The sequence below is a fragment of the Paraburkholderia sp. SECH4 genome (assembly GCF_030511745.1).
GTDB classification, from domain to species: Bacteria; Pseudomonadota; Gammaproteobacteria; order Burkholderiales; family Burkholderiaceae; genus Paraburkholderia; species Paraburkholderia madseniana.
In genome coordinates, this window is record NZ_JALOCP010000044.1 from 52,324 (window position 1) to 69,853 (window position 17,530).

15 protein-coding genes are annotated in these 17,530 nt (G+C 62.8%); 11 read left to right on the top strand and 4 right to left on the bottom strand.

Annotation, left to right across the window (positions count from 1 at the left end):
• Positions 1–119: 119 nt before the first annotated feature.
• The 3 genes from M0D67_RS36085 to M0D67_RS36095 all read right to left on the bottom strand — a co-directional run bounded on the left by M0D67_RS36085 (position 120) and on the right by M0D67_RS36095 (position 3,221).
• Entirely contained in the window at positions 120–431 is a 312-nt protein-coding gene (locus tag M0D67_RS36085) for a high-potential iron-sulfur protein (RefSeq protein WP_154558896.1), read from the bottom strand.
• 212 nt (positions 432–643) lie between these two features.
• Positions 644–1,750, bottom strand: coding sequence for an NAD(P)/FAD-dependent oxidoreductase (locus M0D67_RS36090; RefSeq protein ID WP_154558897.1), 1,107 nt, complete (start codon positions 1,748–1,750; stop codon positions 644–646).
• 493 nt (positions 1,751–2,243) lie between these two features.
• Complete coding sequence (locus M0D67_RS36095; RefSeq protein WP_266241894.1) at positions 2,244–3,221, bottom strand: AAA family ATPase; 978 nt, start codon at positions 3,219–3,221, stop codon at positions 2,244–2,246.
• Between the two features lie 294 nt (positions 3,222–3,515).
• On the opposite strand from M0D67_RS36095, the gene M0D67_RS36100 reads away from it, so the two are divergent.
• Both M0D67_RS36100 and M0D67_RS36105 read left to right on the top strand, forming a co-directional pair.
• A complete protein-coding gene (locus M0D67_RS36100) occupies positions 3,516–4,010 on the top strand; it encodes a hypothetical protein (RefSeq protein WP_266241896.1) in 495 nt (164 codons plus the stop codon).
• A gap of 81 nt (positions 4,011–4,091) precedes the next feature.
• Complete coding sequence (locus tag M0D67_RS36105; protein WP_154558900.1) at positions 4,092–4,889, top strand: endonuclease/exonuclease/phosphatase family protein; 798 nt, start codon at positions 4,092–4,094, stop codon at positions 4,887–4,889.
• 109 nt (positions 4,890–4,998) lie between these two features.
• On the opposite strand, the gene M0D67_RS36110 is transcribed toward M0D67_RS36105, so the two are convergent.
• Positions 4,999–5,988 (bottom strand): aldose 1-epimerase, encoded by a 990-nt coding sequence (locus M0D67_RS36110; RefSeq protein WP_266241898.1) that lies wholly within the window; start codon positions 5,986–5,988, stop codon positions 4,999–5,001.
• 339 nt (positions 5,989–6,327) lie between these two features.
• Here M0D67_RS36110 and M0D67_RS36115 point away from each other — a divergent pair, with 339 nt between their 5' ends.
• The 9 genes from M0D67_RS36115 to M0D67_RS36155 all read left to right on the top strand — a co-directional run bounded on the left by M0D67_RS36115 (position 6,328) and on the right by M0D67_RS36155 (position 17,427).
• Positions 6,328–7,380, top strand: a complete 1,053-nt coding sequence (locus M0D67_RS36115; protein WP_171925191.1) for a LacI family DNA-binding transcriptional regulator — start codon at positions 6,328–6,330, stop codon at positions 7,378–7,380.
• Positions 7,381–7,493: 113 nt separating this feature from the next.
• Positions 7,494–8,513 (top strand): ABC transporter substrate-binding protein, encoded by a 1,020-nt coding sequence (locus M0D67_RS36120; protein WP_171925054.1) that lies wholly within the window; start codon positions 7,494–7,496, stop codon positions 8,511–8,513.
• Positions 8,514–8,898: 385 nt separating this feature from the next.
• Entirely contained in the window at positions 8,899–10,464 is a 1,566-nt protein-coding gene (locus M0D67_RS36125) for a sugar ABC transporter ATP-binding protein (RefSeq protein ID WP_154558918.1), read from the top strand.
• Between the two features lie 40 nt (positions 10,465–10,504).
• The gene (locus M0D67_RS36130) at positions 10,505–11,482 is read left to right on the top strand and encodes an ABC transporter permease (RefSeq protein WP_266241908.1); all 978 of its coding nucleotides are present in this window, start codon (positions 10,505–10,507) and stop codon (positions 11,480–11,482) included.
• A gap of 29 nt (positions 11,483–11,511) precedes the next feature.
• Positions 11,512–12,471, top strand: a complete 960-nt coding sequence (locus M0D67_RS36135; RefSeq protein WP_266241900.1) for an ABC transporter permease — start codon at positions 11,512–11,514, stop codon at positions 12,469–12,471.
• A gap of 587 nt (positions 12,472–13,058) precedes the next feature.
• Positions 13,059–13,829, top strand: coding sequence for a ferredoxin--NADP reductase (locus M0D67_RS36140; RefSeq protein WP_154558904.1), 771 nt, complete (start codon positions 13,059–13,061; stop codon positions 13,827–13,829).
• 432 nt (positions 13,830–14,261) lie between these two features.
• On the top strand, positions 14,262–15,098 hold the full coding sequence (locus M0D67_RS36145; RefSeq protein WP_154558905.1) for a sensor histidine kinase: 837 nt from the start codon (positions 14,262–14,264) through the stop codon (positions 15,096–15,098).
• A gap of 10 nt (positions 15,099–15,108) precedes the next feature.
• Positions 15,109–15,765 (top strand): response regulator transcription factor RqpR, encoded by a 657-nt coding sequence (gene rqpR / locus M0D67_RS36150; protein ID WP_154558906.1) that lies wholly within the window; start codon positions 15,109–15,111, stop codon positions 15,763–15,765.
• Between the two features lie 270 nt (positions 15,766–16,035).
• Entirely contained in the window at positions 16,036–17,427 is a 1,392-nt protein-coding gene (locus M0D67_RS36155) for an amino acid permease (RefSeq protein WP_171925052.1), read from the top strand.
• Positions 17,428–17,530: the final 103 nt, after the last annotated feature.

Genomic DNA, 17,530 nt, shown 5'->3' on the forward strand with positions numbered 1-17,530 from the left:
AGCAAAAAAGCGTCTGTCGCGCACGGCGGCAGACGCCTCTATGATCAGACCGCAGTCCGGCACCGCAATGTTGCGGCGCATTTACCGCGACACTGAATGTGTATGCGGCTGAAACGTAATCAGGCCTTCTTGTTATATGCGCTGCACCAACCTGTGCTCGCGACCTGCTTGCCCGCGAACATCGGGCAGCCCGCGTAGGGGTCGGTCGGCTTGCCTTGATAGAAGCTGCAGTTGCCGCAGTCCTGGCCCGCTGCGTATTTCGCGAACTTGGCCTTGTCGACTTTGCTCGCGTCGGCCTTGTAGCCGAGCGCTTGTGCGGTCGGGTCGGTCTCGGCGACCTTCGGTGCGTCGGCGAAAGCCTGGCGCGACAGGGCAAACGTGGATGCCACACCAATGCTGGTGATCAAAAACGTACGACGGGAAGATTTCATGGGGACTCACTCCATTTATATTGAACTGATCGCCATTCTGATGACAGCGGTCCCTAAGGATAGCAATGAAGCTGTCGCGCGTGACGGCCCAAATGATAGAGATAACCGAATTTGCACTCCCCCGCGCGCTCGTTACGCGCTCGGAATGTCCGTTGCTCGCATGACGTGAGCAGCGGGGCGAGAAGCGAGGTGAAAACGCGAGGGTGCGACAATTAAGCGCGCCCACTCAGTTCGCAGACACGCTGAGCGATCGCTAGCGACGCCGTCAATCCAGGCGACTCGATACCGAACAGATTGACCAGCCCGCGCACGCCATGCGCGGCCGGCCCTTGAATCACGAAGTCGGCGGCGGGCTCGCCTGGGCCGGAAAGCTTCGGACGAATCCCCGCATAAGCAGGCTGCAAGGCATCGTCGGGAAGCGCGGGCCAGTACGCGCGAATCGCCGCGTAAAAGGAATCCGCACGATGCGGATCGACGTCGTAATTAATCACATCGACCCATTCGACGTCGGGACCGAAACGCGCCTGGCCGCCGAGATCGATCGTCAGATGCACGCCGAGGCCGGCTTCGTTCGGCATCGGATAGATCAGACGGCTGAACGGCGCGCGCCCCGAGATGCTGAAGTAGTTGCCGCGCGCGAGATAAAGCGGCGGCACATGCCGCGCGTCGAGGCCGCGAATCTTGCGCGCCAGCGCATTCGCGTACAAACCGGCGCTATTGATCACGCAGGCTGCGCTGATCGTGGTCGGCGCGCTGCCGCCCACGTTGATGATGAAGCGGCCGTTGCTCGCTTCGATCGCCTTGACCGGCGCATGGAACGCACACACCGCGCCGTCGCGCTCGGCGTCGCCCTGAATCGCCAGCATCAATTGGTGACTATCGACGATGCCCGTCTGCGGCGAGAACACGGCCTCCACACATTCGAGCGCGGGTTCGAGCGCTTGCGCCTGGTCGCCGTTGATTCGCATCAGGTCGAGCACACCGTTCTCACGGCCCTTCGCCATGATGCTTTCGAGCTGAGGAATCTGATTGCGCGAGGTGGCGACCAGCAGTTTGCCGCAGCGCGAGTGCGGCACGTTGTGCTCGACGCAGTAGTCGTAGAGCATCTCGCGACCGCGCACACAAAGCGCCGCTTTCAACGAACCGCGCGGATAGTAGATCCCCGCGTGAATCACTTCGCTATTGCGCGAGCTGGTGCCCACGCCAATCGCTTCCGCCGCTTCCAGCACGATCACCTCGCGCCCGCGCGCCGCCAATGCGCGCGCCACGGCAAGACCGACGACACCAGCGCCGATCACTACACATTCGATCTGATCCATGTCCCTTGACGCGGCTAACCTCGCCGCGCGCTGCCTCGTTCACCCGATAATCATGAAGACAGGGTACGGCTATCGAGGACCGCACACCGCTCGCTGTCGAACGCACCTGGCCTTACGCAACCGCTTTACAAAATTGTACGACGCTGCACAGACAGAAATGCCCGCAGGCAGACGACTGCGGGCATTCGGTCTTGAGCAGGGCTTAAACGTATGGGCCGGACAAGACCAGTGTACGCCGTCGACGATTGTCGCGCTCGAATCTTCATGCGCGCGATGGCATCGCCCCGCGTCCTCGGAGCATTGCCGGCTATGGCGACCACCTTGCCGCCGGACGCCCGTCTGGCCGAAGACAGACCGACGCAAACCCTCCGAAATCGCGAAACTAGCAACAATTGCTGCGACATTCATCCTGTTTTAAGTGTCGAACCGCCTGTTTCGTGTCCTCAGAAAGCCGTCCGAAGGCGGCTTTCTGCCAAAAACAGAGCAAAAATGCTCAAAAACCGATCGGTTTCCTGCGATTTCCATAATCCAGGCGGATGTCGCCGGCTTCGATCCGATCTCGCCCGTCGATGCGCGCCGCGCCGAAGCCATTCAGAATCGCGCGCCGCATTTCACGCGGCGAGGCCAGCTTCAGCGCATCGAGCGCGGCGTCGCCGAGCATTTCGGGAAAACGCAGACCCCAGTTATGCGCCGAGCGAATCTCGTCGTAGATCGATTGAGCGATACGGCGTGCGCCGTCACGATCCGGCGGCGGAATCTCATACACGTTCATCCGGTTCAGAATCGGCTCCGGGATCGAGCGCTCGTCGTTCGCGGTCGCGATCCAGATCACGTGACCTGCATTGATCGGAATCTCCGCGAATTCGTCGATGAACGTCTGCGCCGTGTCGTGTTCGAGCAGCGCGTAAAGCGCGCCGAGCGGATCGTATTGCGAATCGCCCGTGGCCTTGTCGATTTCGTCGACGGCAATCACGGGGTTGGCGTAGCTGCCGTTCACGAGCGCGTCGAACACCTTGCCCGGCTTCGCGTTCTTCCATTGCGACGATGCGCCCGACAGAATCCACCCCGCTGTCAGCGAACTCATCGCCACGTATTGGTACGCGGTGCCGAGCATGCGCGCCAATTGCTTGGCAAAGTGCGTCTTGCCGATGCCCGGGTCGCCGAGCAACAGGATCGGCATCAGTTCGAGCCGGTCTTCAGTCTCGAGACACAAAGCGACCTGCTTACGGATGTCGTCGAGCGGTTCCGCAAAGTTGGGCAACGCGTCGATCAGATCGTCAATCGACGGCATCCGGTTCGGCTTGACGCAGAAGCGCAGATTGCCGGTTTTCAGCATCTTTTCGTACGTCGCGCGCAGCGCCTCGTTCGCCCCTTCGCTGAGCTCGTTCAGCGCGGTCTCGACCTGATCGAGGTCGTACACCCTGCTGAAAGATGCCACGGCGATTTCCTGTTTGACCATTGCTGTTGTCATCGCACACCCCGTCTGGCTGGTCTTGCTGCTGCGGCGCCTGATGGGCACCGTTTCAGGTCCAGTGTAGCGAGGCCATATTCGCGTGCAAGCCAGCAGTCATGCGGGTCTGCTGCTAACAAGGGCTTGTTTCCTGCGATGCCCCGGAGGACGCCCCCTTGGGGATTCACCTCCTCATCGGAAATGGTGTTTTGCTGAACCCGGCCCCGTTTGAAGTGTCAGAAAGGCGTTCAGCCCATCAGGCGTAAGATGGCCTTCTGTCTACTCTGCCGGACGCAGTGACCGGAGAATCCTCCTATGTGGAAAACCAGTATCGCCGCCGTGCTGTTCGGCACTTCGCTGCTTGCGAACGCGCAACAAGGGGCGGCGCAACAGGCCGTGCAATGGCAGTTGCAGGTCATGCGCGACGGCCAGCAGATCGATTCGTTCGACGGCACCACCACCGTCGGCCAGGCGCGCACGGACACGCATCACAAGATGGTCCAGCATAACGTCGGCTGTAAAGACCAGCCTGGCGGCAGCATCGATCTGGCGCGCACGCTGACGATCTCGCCGCTGCAGGCGGATGCGAGCACGGTCACGCTGTCGATCGAAGCCCAGGAAACATTCGAGGAAGACGCCGCACAACAAACCGACACCGGTTGCAAGTTGCCGCCGCAACCGCGTCAGGTGAGCGCAAGCCATCCCGGCCTGAAGCTGCCGCCTGGTCAGTGGGTCAATTGGACGATCGTCGACAAGAATCCGAGCCTGGTTTATCGCGTGCGTGCGAGCCTTGCGAACAGCGCGAACTAGTGCAATGCGAACTGCACGAACCGAAACGAATAACCCAAGCGAACAACCGAAGCCCCCAACAGAACACGTGGACAACGCGGCATGCGAAACCCAGAAGAATTGATCCGCGAGAGCGCAGCGCCCAAGGATTTCATTGCGGTCAGTTGGAATCTGCATAAGGGCCGCACACCGCTCGGCTTTCAGGCTTGGCAGGCGATGCAGCGCTGGGTTCAGTCGACCCATGCGGACGCGTATTTTTTACAGGAAGCGATGGCGCGGCGCATGCCCTCGCCGATATTGGCAAGTAGTTTCGGCTCGCCGCTCGGCGATCCGTTGAGCGATGTCTGGCACTGTCAGGCCACCGAGATCGCTCGCGCGGCCGAACTCGAAATCGCGCTTGGGCCAAACGTCTTCAAGCCGTCCTGGCGGCATGGCAATGCGATTCTGTCGCCGCATCCGCTCGATCTCGGCGGACGCTGGGATATCTCCGCGCATCGCTTCGAAAAGCGCGGACTGCTGGTGGCGCGAGCGACCTTCGGCGGTCATTCGGTCACGCTGCTGTGCGCGCATCTCGCGCTCACGCGCTCGGCGCGCTTGCGGCAGATGAACTGGATCGCGCACTGGATCGCGAAGGAAGCGCCTGAAGGTCCGCTGGTGCTGGCCGGCGACTTCAACGACTGGCGCAACGACTCGGTGCCGCTCTTCGCCGAACACGGCCTGCAGGAAGTGGCGACGCTGCTCGGCGAATCGGGCCGCACATTTCCGGCCTTCTCGCCAGCGCTCGCGCTCGACAAGATGTTCGTGCGCGGCATGGAGCCGGTCGAATGGATCCAGCCGACGCAGGAAACCGCGTGGCTATCGGATCATTTGCCGTATATGGCGCGGTTGCGAGTCGAGTGAACTACTTTAAAAGGCGACCTAGCCGCCTTTCCGCCTTTGTCTTTTTGCCCGCCACGAACGAACGTGAAGCCGGCAAGGCAGCGCTGATCAACGCGCACTACTACACGCATTAGCCTCTTCGCGGCGTCCAGTTCAGCGCCGCCGCGATCTCCTCGCCGGGCAGCAACACGCAGCCGCCCACCTGCTCCCGCATGCCCATCGCGTTGAAGCAATCGGTCGTGTTGGTCACCGGTTCCACGCACAGTTGCGCATCGTTGGCGGGCGCGAATACCACCATATGATCGAAGGGCGCATCGGCGGTCATCGTCAGTTGACGGTGTTCGTCGGGCCATGCAATCGTCGCCTCGCGCGACCAGTTGGCGAAGTTGTTGTCGAGCGCGAACGTGTCCGGCGACATGCCGTGGCGCAACGCCTCGACCGCAGGGTGCGGGCCGAGATGCGTGGGCAGCACGTCGGCGTCGGCATGCCACATGGCTTGCACTTCGGCGTAGACGCGGGTCTGCGCGGTGCGCGGATAGTACGGGTGATGACCCATGCCGAAGGGCATCGGCCGGTCACCGAGATTCTGCGCGGACAGCGTGATACGCAGCGCGCCGCCGATCAACTCGATGCGCTGCCGCGCGCGATAACGGAACGGCCAGTCGCCGGGCTGCCGTGAGTCCGGTTCGTGTTCGAAGTGCAATTCCACGGAGCTCTCCGTGCGCGCCCCCACCTGCCACGGATGCCGCCACGCGTTGCCATGCAGCGCATGCGTAAAGCGCAGGTCGTTGCCGTTCAGATCGACTGTGCCGCCGTCGAACTGGAAACGCGCGTCGCGAATCCGGTTGCAATAGGGAAAGAGCGGAAAGCTCGCCATGCGCAGCGGATCACTTTGATCGAACGCTGCTTGCGTGGCTGGCCGCAGCCAGTGAAGCGGGCCTTCTGGCGTCGACTCATAGTAAGCCGCGAGCGCGCCGCCGACTTCAGGCGCGACCACCACGTGCATGGCGCCAGCCGTCAGCGTGACAAGCGACGGCGCGATCGCGGGGTCGTCGAGCCACGTGAGCCCGGTGAGTTCAGCGACGAATGGCCGGATCGGATTCAAGGAAACGTCGCGCATGGTCAGAAAAGGCGGGGCCTCAGGCGGATGGCGGCATGAACGCCCATCGATGTCTCCTATGACATGCCGCGCACAGCGCGCGGCCGGCGGAACCGTCAGGCTCCGCGCGACCGAGAATCGCACGCCAAAGCGTATCGGTCAATATTATTAGTAATAAATTCACCAAAACTAACCAATTCTTGCCTTACCAAATCTCCCAAATGGCGGGTTAGCGCGCGTTGCCGCGCGCATATTATTAGTGGTACCGTCAGCACCACGAATGCCACCGGCATGCTCCTGCTTTTGCGCCGCTGCAGCGCGGCCCGCACAATGAAAAAATCGACTCAACGCCGCCCGACCATGACCGACATCGCCAAGCTCACCGGCGTGTCGCAATCTACTGTTTCGCTCGTGCTGAACAACGCGACCGGCGCAAAATTCTCTGAGACCACCCGCAACAAGGTGCTGAAGGCCGCGCACGACCTCGGCTACCGGCTGTCGCTGCGCGAACCGGTATCGGTTTCGGACGATGAACGCAACTTGATCGTCTATCTGGCCGACGAGATTTCCACTAGCCCGCATCCGGTCGTCAACGTCGACGGCGCGCGCGATGCGGCCTATGCGAGCGGCAAGATGCTTGCCGTCTACTCGACGCACGGCAACGCCGACATCGAAAAGCAGGTGCTCGACGCGACGCTGTCCAATCCGCACGTATTCGGCGTGATCTACGCGACCGTCTACACCCGCAAGGTCACCTTGCCGGCGGCGCTCTCGCAGGTGCCCACCGTGCTGCTGAACTGCTACACGAGCGAAGGCGGGTTGTCATCGGTGGTGCCCGCCGAGGTCGCGGGTGGCCATCTGGCGACCGACTATCTGCTGCAGTCAGGGCATCGGCGGATCGGCTATATCAACGGTGAGCCGTGGCAGGACGCCTCGAAAGACCGCCTTAAGGGCTATCGCACGGCGCTCGCCACCGCCGACCTGCCGTACGCGCCGGAACTGGTGCGCGACGGCGACTGGAGTTCGGGAGTCGGCTTCGAAATGACGCTCTCCCTGATGCGCGAAGCGCATCCGCCGACCGCCATTTTCTGCGCCAACGACCTGACCGCGCTGGGCGCGATCGAGGCTCTGAAGCAACTCGGCCTGCGTGTGCCCGAAGACGTTTCCGTGCTCGGCTACGACGACCAGGAAATTGCCCGCCACACGCATCCGCCGCTGTCGACCGTGGTGCTGCCGAACTACGAACTGGGACGCTGGGCCGTCGAAACCCTGCTGCAGGAAGAGCACAACCGCGCAGCGGGCGCACCGGTGCGGCATCGCCTCGTCAAACTCGACGGACCGCTCGTCGAACGCGGTTCGGTCAGGGTAATTACCGAGGCAGAAAAGCCAATAATTAATATTATTAGTGATTGACCGATAATAATTCCCGGTGGAATAATCGGCACGTCCGGTCAGGGTGAAACAGCTCGGCCGACAGGAGAAACACTAAAAAGCAAATACACCTCACCAGGTACTGGAGGAAGACAATGGCGTCGCTCAACACGCAGTCGCGCACGCACGCGCGCAAGCAGCAGATTCGTCCGCTGGCAGGTTCACTGCTGGCTCTGGCAATCGGGTTCGGCGTCGCCACTGCGCACGCCGACGACGCGTTGCCGAAGTTGGCCAGCAAGACGCCGCTGAAGGTCGGCTTCGCGCAGACCGAAAGCAACAATCCGTGGCGTCTCGCGGAAACCAAGAGCTTCAAGGACATCGCCGCGAAGTGCGGCTGGCAGGTCGTGATGACCGACGCCAACGGCTCCAACTCCAAGCAGGTCTCTGACATTCAAAGCATGATCGCGCAGCACGTCGATCTGCTGGTGTTCCCGCCGCGCGAAGAAAAACCGCTGGCGCCGGTCGTGCTGCAGGCTAAAAAGGCCGGCATTCCGGTGATCCTGGTGGACCGTGACGTCGACCAGTCGGTGGCCAAGGCGGGCCGCGACTACATCACCTTCATCGGTTCGGACTTCATCGATCAGGGCCATCGCGCCGCTGACTGGCTCGTCAAGGCAACCGGCGGCAAGGCGAAGATCATCGAACTCGAAGGCACGACGGGCGCGTCCGCCGCGAACGACCGCAAGAAGGGCTTCGACGAAATCATCGCGAAGAACCCGGGCATGACGATCATCGCCTCGCAAAGCGGTGACTTCGCGCGCGACAAGGGCCGTCAGGTGATGGAAACGCTGTTGCAGGCGCACCCGGAAGTGACCGCCGTCTACGCGCATAACGACGAAATGGCGCTCGGCGCGATCGCCGCGATCAAGGCCGCCGGCAAGCAGCCGGGCAAGGACATCCAGATCGTCACGATCGACGGCACCAAGGGTGGCATGGACGCGATCGCCGCCGGCGAACTCGGCGCAAGCGTGCAGTCGAGCCCGTTCTTCGGCCCGCTCGCCTGCGACGTCGCCCAACGTTACGCGAAGGGCGAAAAGATCCCGACGTGGGTCAAGGTCTCGGACCGCTTCTACGACAAGAGCAACGTGCAGCAGAGCATGCAGTACGGCTATTGATCGACAGCCGCCGTCGTACACGCGGTTGGGTAGCTTGATGGCAGCGCTTTAGCGGAGTGTCCACGCGCTCCGTACCTCGAAGAAAGCCTCTTCGAGAGCTGTGCCCGCAGGACGTCCCCGCCCCGAATCGATCTCCTTGGGGGGCGGGTGACGGGAAGGGTTCGGAGCGACGCGTTCGTGGCAGCACGGGCCGTCGCTTCGCTTTTATGCGGCGTAACATGGTTCGACGACACCGCCTGCATGGAGCCCGAACGAACGGCCACAGCGGCTCGCACTGCCCAGCGCATGCAGCACGTGAAGCAGGACACGCATCAGGAGGACACCCGTGACGGAATCCGGCACGCAGACACCGCACTCTCCCCTTACCCGTTCGCCGCTGCTGGAGATGCAGGACATCGGCATCAGCTTCGGCGGCGTACCCGCGTTGCGCAGCGCCAATCTGAGCGTGGCAGCCGGCGAAGTGCACGCGCTGATCGGCCAGAACGGCGCCGGCAAATCGACCATGATCAAAATCCTGACCGGCGCCTATCGGCGCGGCTCGGGCAGCGTGCGCTTCGAGGGCCGTGAAGTCGATTTCCGCACGCCGAAGCAGGCGCGTGAAGCCGGCATCAGCACGATCTATCAGGAGATCAACCTGGTGCCGTTCCGCTCGGTTGCAGAGAACATTTTCCTCGGCCGCGAGCCGCGCCGCTTCGGCCTGATCGACTGGCGCGCGGTACAGCAACGCGCCGCCGCCCTGCTCGATTCGTTCGGTTTGCAGATCGATGTGAAGAAACCCGTCGGCCGCTATTCCACCGCGATCCAGCAGATGGTGGCGCTGGCGCGCGCCGTCTCGTCGGATGCGAAGATGGTCATCATGGACGAGTCGACCTCGTCGCTCGATGAACGCGAAGTGGAATTGCTGTTCACGGTGGTGCGCAAACTGCGCGACGACGGCCGCGCGGTGATCTTTGTCTCACACCGGCTCGACGAACTGTATGCGCTATGCGACCGCGTCACCGTGATGCGCGACGGCCAGACGGTCGCGCAAAGCGCGATGGCGGAGATGGACAAGCTGCAACTCGTCACGACGATGCTCGGCCGCACGCTCGCCGCCGTCGTGCACGAAGACGCCGCTGCGCGTGAAGCCAACCTCGCGCGGCGCGGCAAGCAGGCGATCGCCGCGACGCACCTGAGCGCGCATCCGAAAGTGAGCGACGTGTCACTTGAAGTGCACGCGGGCGAAGCGGTGGGACTCGCGGGCCTGCTCGGCTCGGGCCGGACCGAAACCATGCGCCTGATGTTCGGCGCCGATCCGCTCGAACAAGGCTCATTGTCGATTGGCGGAGAAACGGTGGCATTGAAGTCACCGCAGGACGCGATCGCGCGCGGCCTCGCCTACCTCACCGAGGACCGCAAAGCCGAAGGCATCGTCCCCGAACTCTCGGTGCGCGACAACCTCACGCTCGTCTGCTTGCGCACGCTGGCGAAGAACGGCGTGGTCGACGTGAAGAAACAGCAGGTGATCGTCGACCGTTTCATTGCTTCGCTCGGCATCAAGCTGCGTTCGGCCGATCAGCCGATTCGCGAACTGTCTGGCGGCAATCAGCAGAAGGTCCTGCTTGCGCGTTGGCTCGCTGCCGAACCTTCGCTGCTGTTGCTCGACGAGCCGACGCGCGGCATCGATGTCGGCGCCAAAGCCGACGTGGCGAAGATCGTGCGTGAACTGCGCGATGCGGGCCTCGCTGTGCTGCTGTCCGCCTCCGAACTCGAAGAACTGACGGCGGTGGCCGACCGCGCGGTGGTGATCCGCGATGGCCGCACCGTCGCCGAACTGAACGGCGCCGACATGAGCGAGACCGCAATCATGGACGCCATCGCCTACGGCAGCGAAGGCCAATCGCAACTGGTCGAAGCCGCCCAGACCGCACATATCGAAGACGCGTTGGAGGGCGACCGTCATGGCGCTTAAGTTGCACACCGAGTCGATACACACCCAAACCACGCCGCCTATGCCGCACGCAGCCACATCACGCGCCACGGCCGCATCGACGGTGAAGAAATGGCGGCACCTGGCCATGCAACGCGAAGTGATCGTGTTGCTCGCGATGGTGCTCTTCAACCTGATCTTCACCCCGCACTTCTTGTCGCTGCAAACCTTCAACGTCAACATGACGCAGGTGGTGACGATCGTGATCGTCGGCATCGGCATGACGCTGGTGGTGGCGACGGGCGGCATCGATCTGTCGGTGGGCGCGTCGATGGCGATCTCAGGGGCGCTCGCGCCGATGCTGTTCCTGAATATTCCCGGGCCGGGCGGTATCGCGCTCGCGTTCGTGCTGCCGGTGCTGGCGGCGGCCGCGTGCGGCGTCTTCAACGGCTTGCTGGTGACGAGGCTATCCGTCCAGCCGATTGTCGCGACGCTGGTGCTGTTCATCGCCGGGCGCGGCATCGCCCAGGTCGTCACCGATGGCAGCCTGCAGGCGTTCAACACGCCCGCCTTCCAGTGGATCGCCTTGGGCAAGGTCGCCGGCGTGCCGTTTCAGGTGCTGCTGATGCTTGCGCTGGTCGTACTGTTCGCGTCGATCGTGCGCAAAACCCTATTCGGCCAGTACCTGCTGATCACCGGCGGCAACGAAAAGGCCGCCTATCTGTGCGGTGTGCCGACGGCCACCGTCAAGCTGATCGCTTACACGTTGTGCGCCGCGCTCGCGGGACTGGCGGGGCTGATCTCAATCTCGGTGAATTCGTCCTCGGATGCGAACGTGGTGGGGCTCGGCGTCGAACTCGACGCGATCGCCGCGGTGGCGGTCGGCGGCACGGCGCTGACGGGCGGCAAGGCGTATATCGGCGGCACGCTGATCGGCGCGCTGATCATCCAGTTGCTGCGCTATACGCTGCTCGCGCACGGCATTCCCGACGCGGCGGCACTGGTGGTGAAGGCCGGCATCATCGTCGCTGCGGTTTATGTGCAACGCCGCTCGCGTTAAAGCGTGCAGGACACTCCGGACTCGATGCGATGAAAAAGAACCTTCCTATCCTCCTTGCACTGGTCACGCTCATCGTGCTCGGCCTCGTGCGCTACGACCATTTCGGCTCGGCCTACAACATCACCTCGTTCTGGCGCTACAACTCGATGTTCGCGCTGATCTCGATCGGCATGGCCTTCGTGATCATCACGGGCGGCATTGATCTGTCGGTCGGCACGGTGGCGGCTCTCGCGAGCGTCGTCGCCGCGTTGACCAGCGCGTACGGCGGCGGGGTCGCGGTCGTGGCCGGCTGCGCGGCCGGCATGGCCGTCGGCGTGCTCAACGGCCTGATCATCACGCGGCTGAAAATCCTGCCCTTCATCGTGACGCTCGCAACCAGCCTCGGCGCGCATGGCGTCGCGCTGCTGCTCGGCAAGAACGATGCGGTGTCGATCGCCGCCGACTCGAACTTCGGCAACTTCGGTCAAGGCGATCTGTTCGGCCTGCCGATCCCGGGGATCGTCGCGGCAGTCGCCGCAATCGCCGGCTGGCTCGCGCTGCGCAGCACGCGCTTCGGGCGGCATTCGCTGGCCATCGGCGGCAGCGAGGAAGCGGCGCGGCTAATGGGCCTGAACGTCGACCGCACGCTGGTGATGACTTATGCCGTGAGCGGCCTGCTCGCCGGCATGGCAGGCGTGATCCTCGCCGCACAATTCGGCGCCGGTCAGCCGAACGAAGGCGTTGGCTGGGAGCTGTTCGCGATCTCCGCGGTGGTGCTCGGGGGCACCTTGCTTACCGGTGGGGAAGGCTCGATTGCGATGACGATCGCCGGCGTGCTGTTGCTTGGGCTGGTGTTCAATCTGCTGAACTTCGAAAACGGGCTGGGATTCATCAGCCTGTCGGCGTACTGGCAATCGGTGATTCGTGGGGTCTTCCTGCTGCTGGTGATCGTGCTGCAGGCGAGGGTGTTGAAGCAGCGCGGCAAGAAGCGCGTGGCGGCTCCGGCGTAATCAAAACAGGAAACGCTGGAATCCTTATTTAACGGTGGATTCCAGCTGTTCGCCCGAGTGCCAATCAACCTTTGTGTACCAACCTGGCAAGGCCATGCAGCGCGAACAGAAGTGAGCGCGCTCGCCCTGCGCATCTCGCCTTTACGGCCCGATTTCCTCACCTTTCGCACTGATCTCCCGCCCTTTTGCCAGTTTTATCAGCAGGGTCAATGCTGCGGTGCACGGCGGGTTTCGGTATCATCCTGAAAATGTTGCCCGCGCGGGGCGCCTATCCGGCGCATGCCGGACAGCCGATGGCAGCCGCCCTGCGCGGTTTTCGCCCATCGCCGTACCCTTGCTGAAGCGCGGCTGCAGCCACGCCAACGTACTTCGCGGCGCCGATCGTCACAACCGCCGGCGCCGACGCTTCCAGGTCCGGTAACCCGCTTCACCACGCTCAACCGCCGCGCCAAAGCCCTCGGGCAGCGGGCGCGGTAAAATAGCGGATTGCGCGTGATTCCCGATCTCGGGTTAGCGCAGCATCGCCCTTGCCGTGCCGGCCGGCTAAAACGACTGGCCGCCTTTGTTTTCGCACTATCCAAGAAGCCATGAGCAACCTGAATTCACAAACAGTCCTGAGCGTCCATCACTGGACCGATACGCTTTTCAGCTTCACCTGCACGCGCGATCCGTCGTTCCGTTTCGAAAACGGCCAGTTTACGATGGTGGGCCTCGAAGTCGACGGCAAGCCGCTGATCCGCGCCTATAGCCTTGCGAGTGCGAACTACGAAGAGCACCTCGAATTCCTGAGCATCAAGGTGCAAGACGGCCCGCTCACGTCGCGTTTGCAGCATTTGAAGGTCGGCGACGAAGTCCTGATCGGCAAGAAGCCGGTCGGCACGCTGATGGCCGACAACCTGCTGCCGGGCAAAACGCTGTGGCTGCTGTCCACCGGCACGGGTCTCGCCCCGTTCATGTCGATCATTAAAGATCCGGACATTTACGAGCGCTACGAGCGCGTGGTCCTGACGCACACCTGCCGTTTCGTCGACGAGCTGGCGTACAAGGAATACATCACGGATCACCTGCCGGCGCACGAGCATCTGGGCGAGCTGGTGCAGGAAAAGCTGCTGTACTACCCGACGGTGACGCGCGAAGCGTTCCAGAACCGCGGCCGCATCACCGAACTGATCGAAACCGAAAAGCTGTTCGCCGACCTCGGCGTGCCGGGCTTCTCGCTCGCAGACGACCGTGTGATGCTGTGCGGCAGCCCGCACATGCTGCGCGACACGCGCAAGCTGCTTGACGACTTGGGCTTCCAGGAAGGCAGCAACAACGCGCCGGGTCACTACGTGGTCGAAAAAGCGTTCGTGGGCTAAGCGGACGCTCAGATTGAGCGGCCCACGCCGCGGAATCACCAGAAAGGAGCCTTCGGGCTCCTTTTTTGTTGCGCAGTTACAAATCGACGCCACCGCCCTGACATTTGACGTCAGCATTATTCCTACATTGCGTGCGTTGCAAAACATCAACCGTTGTGTGAAATGTACGCGCTAACCCTTGGTGCACCTGCATTTTTTCTTTTTTATGAGATATCATCGCGGCGCATGATCGGTCGCTTTAAACGTCGGCCGTAGTACGATCATCATGTTACTGAATGTAAATTTCGTTACGGTGCGCCGTAGCGATTTGTCCGTCGCGGACGACGCGAAAGGACGTCACTGGAGGCCAGAGACTCGCATGCGTTCTTTCGTCTTCGCGCCGCCGATGCGCACCCGCTTCGCCGTTTGCACTGCTTCCTGAGAGGGAAAGTCATGGATACGTCGACCGTCGTCCCGTTTAGCGCCCACATTCCGCCTTCACTTGCACACGCCGCGCCGCCCTCCGCTGCTGAGCGCGAACTCGCGCAACTGCGCGCCCGCGTGCGCCAACTGTCGGCTGAGCTCGTTCAGGCGCAGGAGGCTGCCTGCCGCCATGTGGCGCGCGAATTGCATGACGGCGTCGGCGCCGAGCTGACCGCGACGCGTTTCGCCCTTGCCGGCGTCGAAACCTGGCTGCCCGCCGATGCGCCGCCGCAGTGCGCCGCCGCGCTCGCCGTTGCGAATCGTTCGCTCGACGCCGTGTGCACCGCCAGCCGCCAGGCCGTCGCGGAACTGCATGCGCCGTCGCTCGAAGCGGGCATTGTCGGCGCGCTGGCGCAATGGACTGGCGACTTCGCAGCGCGCACGAACCTGCGCACGAGTTTCGTCTGTGCCGCCGACGTGCGGCTCACGCGCCTGCCCACCGACGCGGCGCTGGCCATATTCCGGGTCGCCCAGGAAGCACTGAACAATATTGCCAAGCACGCGCGCGCCGAATCCGCCGACCTGCGGATCGAGACCGGCCGCCGCCACCTGACCTTGATCGTCAGCGACGACGGCATCGGCTTGACGCGCACCGCCCGCAGCCGTCGAGGCCATTTCGGCCTGAGCGGCATGCAGGCGCGCTGCGCCGCCTTCGACGGCACGTTACGGATCAGCGCCCGCCGGATCGGCTCAGGCCGCGGCGACAGCGGCACCGCGTCGCGCGGCACGCTCGTGCAGGCACGCTTTGCGTGGGATGCGATGCTGGCGAGCGCACCGGGCGCCGAGCGTCGCGCGCTGCAATCGTGAGCACGCCATCATGAGCCTGCGCATCCTGCTGGCCGACGACCATGCGGTGGTTCGCCAAGGCGTCCGCCAGTTGCTGCTCGACCGCGGCGTGGCGCGCGAAGTCACCGAGGCGCAAAGCGGCGCCGAAGCGCTCGACGCCGTTGCCCAACACAGCTACGACGTGGTGCTGCTCGACATTTCGCTGCCGGACATGAATGGCGTCGAAGTGCTCAAGCGTTTGAAACGCAAAGCGCCGCGCGTGGCCGTACTGATGTTCTCGATGTACCGCGAGGACCAGTACGCCGTACGCGCGCTGAAGGCCGGCGCCGCCGGCTACCTGTCGAAGACGGTCGACGCCGCGCAGATGATCGGCGCAATCCAGCAGGTCGCGGCGGGCCGCAAATACGTCAGCCCGGCCATGGCCGAAGCGCTGGCGGACTACGTCTCCTTCGACGGCGAACAATTGCCGCACGAAAAGCTCTCGGATCGCGAATACCAGACGCTATGCATGCTCGCGTCCGGCAAGCGGCTGACGGATATCGCCATGGCGTTATCGCTGTCGGTGAAGACGGTCAGCGTGTACCGCACCCGGCTGCTCGAAAAGATGAAGCTGCGCAATAACGCCGAGCTGACCTTCTATGTGATGAGCAACCGTCTCGTCGACTTGAATCCGGCGATGGCCGGTTGAAGCTTTCTTCCCCAGATCGCTAAATAGCGCCCGATCAGCGCGGGCGCGATTCCGCCCGACCGGGCACGCAACGCGCGAAAACCTTTCCACCGCGCGCCATGCCCAGACAAACGTCACGCCCAAATCGCTTTCACCAGGCATTTTCCGCCTCCTCTTCAGACGCTAAAAACACCGTCCCAAAATGGTGCAGAGGCGCTCATCCGTTAAAATCGCGGGTTTCCCCTGACATTCGGCGCGCAAGATGCGTGCACTACTGGAGACCCACCGCCAATGTCCCTGTTCCGCAAGAAGAGCGTCGAGCACATGATCGCCGCGAGCGCTCAGAACGCCGGCCTGAAGAAAGCGCTTGGCGCGCTCGATCTGACTTTCCTCGGCGTCGGCGCCATTATCGGCACTGGCATTTTCGTGCTGACCGGCACGGGCGCGGTTCAGGCCGGCCCGGCGCTGATGGTGTCGTTCCTGATCGCGGCGATTGCCTGCGGGTTCGCCGCGCTCGCCTATGCCGAGTTCGCCTCGACGATTCCGGTTGCGGGGTCCATCTACACGTATTCGTACGCGACGCTCGGCGAGCTGGCCGCGTGGATCATCGGCTGGGACTTGATGCTCGAGTACGGGCTGGCAACGTCGGCGGTATCGGTCGGCTGGTCGGGCTATCTGCAATCGTTGCTGTCGGGCTTCGGCGTGAGCTTGCCGGTTGCGCTGACGGCGGCGCCCGGCGCCTTGCCCGGGCACGAGACATGGTTCAACCTGCCCGCTTTCCTCGTGATGATGGCGATCACGGCGCTGTTGTCGCTTGGCGTGCGTGAATCCGCGCGAATCAACAACATCATGGTGGCGATCAAGGTGATCGTGGTGCTGCTGGTGATCGGCGTGGGTGTTTTCCACGTGACGCCGGCGAACTGGCATCCGTTCATGCCGAACGGCTGGAACGGCGTGTTCGGCGCGGCGGCGGTGATGTTCTTCGCGTTCATCGGGTTCGATTCGGTGTCTTCCGCGGCGGAGGAAGTGAAGGATCCGAAGCGCGATTTGCCGATTGGGATCATTGCGTCGCTGGGAGTGTGCGCGGTGCTGTACGTCGCGGTGGCGGCTGTGGTCACCGGCATCGTGCCGTCGGCGCAGTTCGCGAACATTTCGCATCCGGTGTCTTACGCGTTGCAGGTGGCGGGTCAGAAGTGGGTGGCGGGCTTTATCGACCTTGGTGCGGTGCTGGGCATGCTGACGGTGATTCTGGTGATGGCTTATGGCCAGACGCGCGTGATTTTCGCGATGTCGCGGGATGGGTTGTTGCCTGCACGGCTTTCCCGGGTGCATCCGAAGTTTGCTACGCCGTTCTTTACGACGTGGCTCGTGGGGATTTTCTTCGGGCTGATTGGCGCGCTGGTGCCGTTGAATGTGCTGGCTGAGCTGATCAATATCGGCACGTTGGCCGCGTTTTCGATGGTGTCGATTGCGGTGCTGGTTTTGCGGAAGACGCATCCTGAGTTGCCGCGGGCGTTCCGGTGTCCTGGTGTGCCGGTGGTGCCGGTGTTGGCTGTCGCCTCGTGTTTGTTTTTGATGGTCAATCTCCAGGCTGTTACCTGGGTGGCGTTTGTGGTTTGGTTGCTGATTGGGATGGTTATTTATTTTGGTTACTCTCGCCGGCATTCCAAGTTGGCGAAATAAGGGTTTGGGTTTTGCCTGCTCGGCGCTTTTGTCAGTGTTCTTGGGGTTTTGGCCTTTCCTTGATCTGGCTTTGGTGCCTTTCCTTGAATTGTTAGTGGTCTAT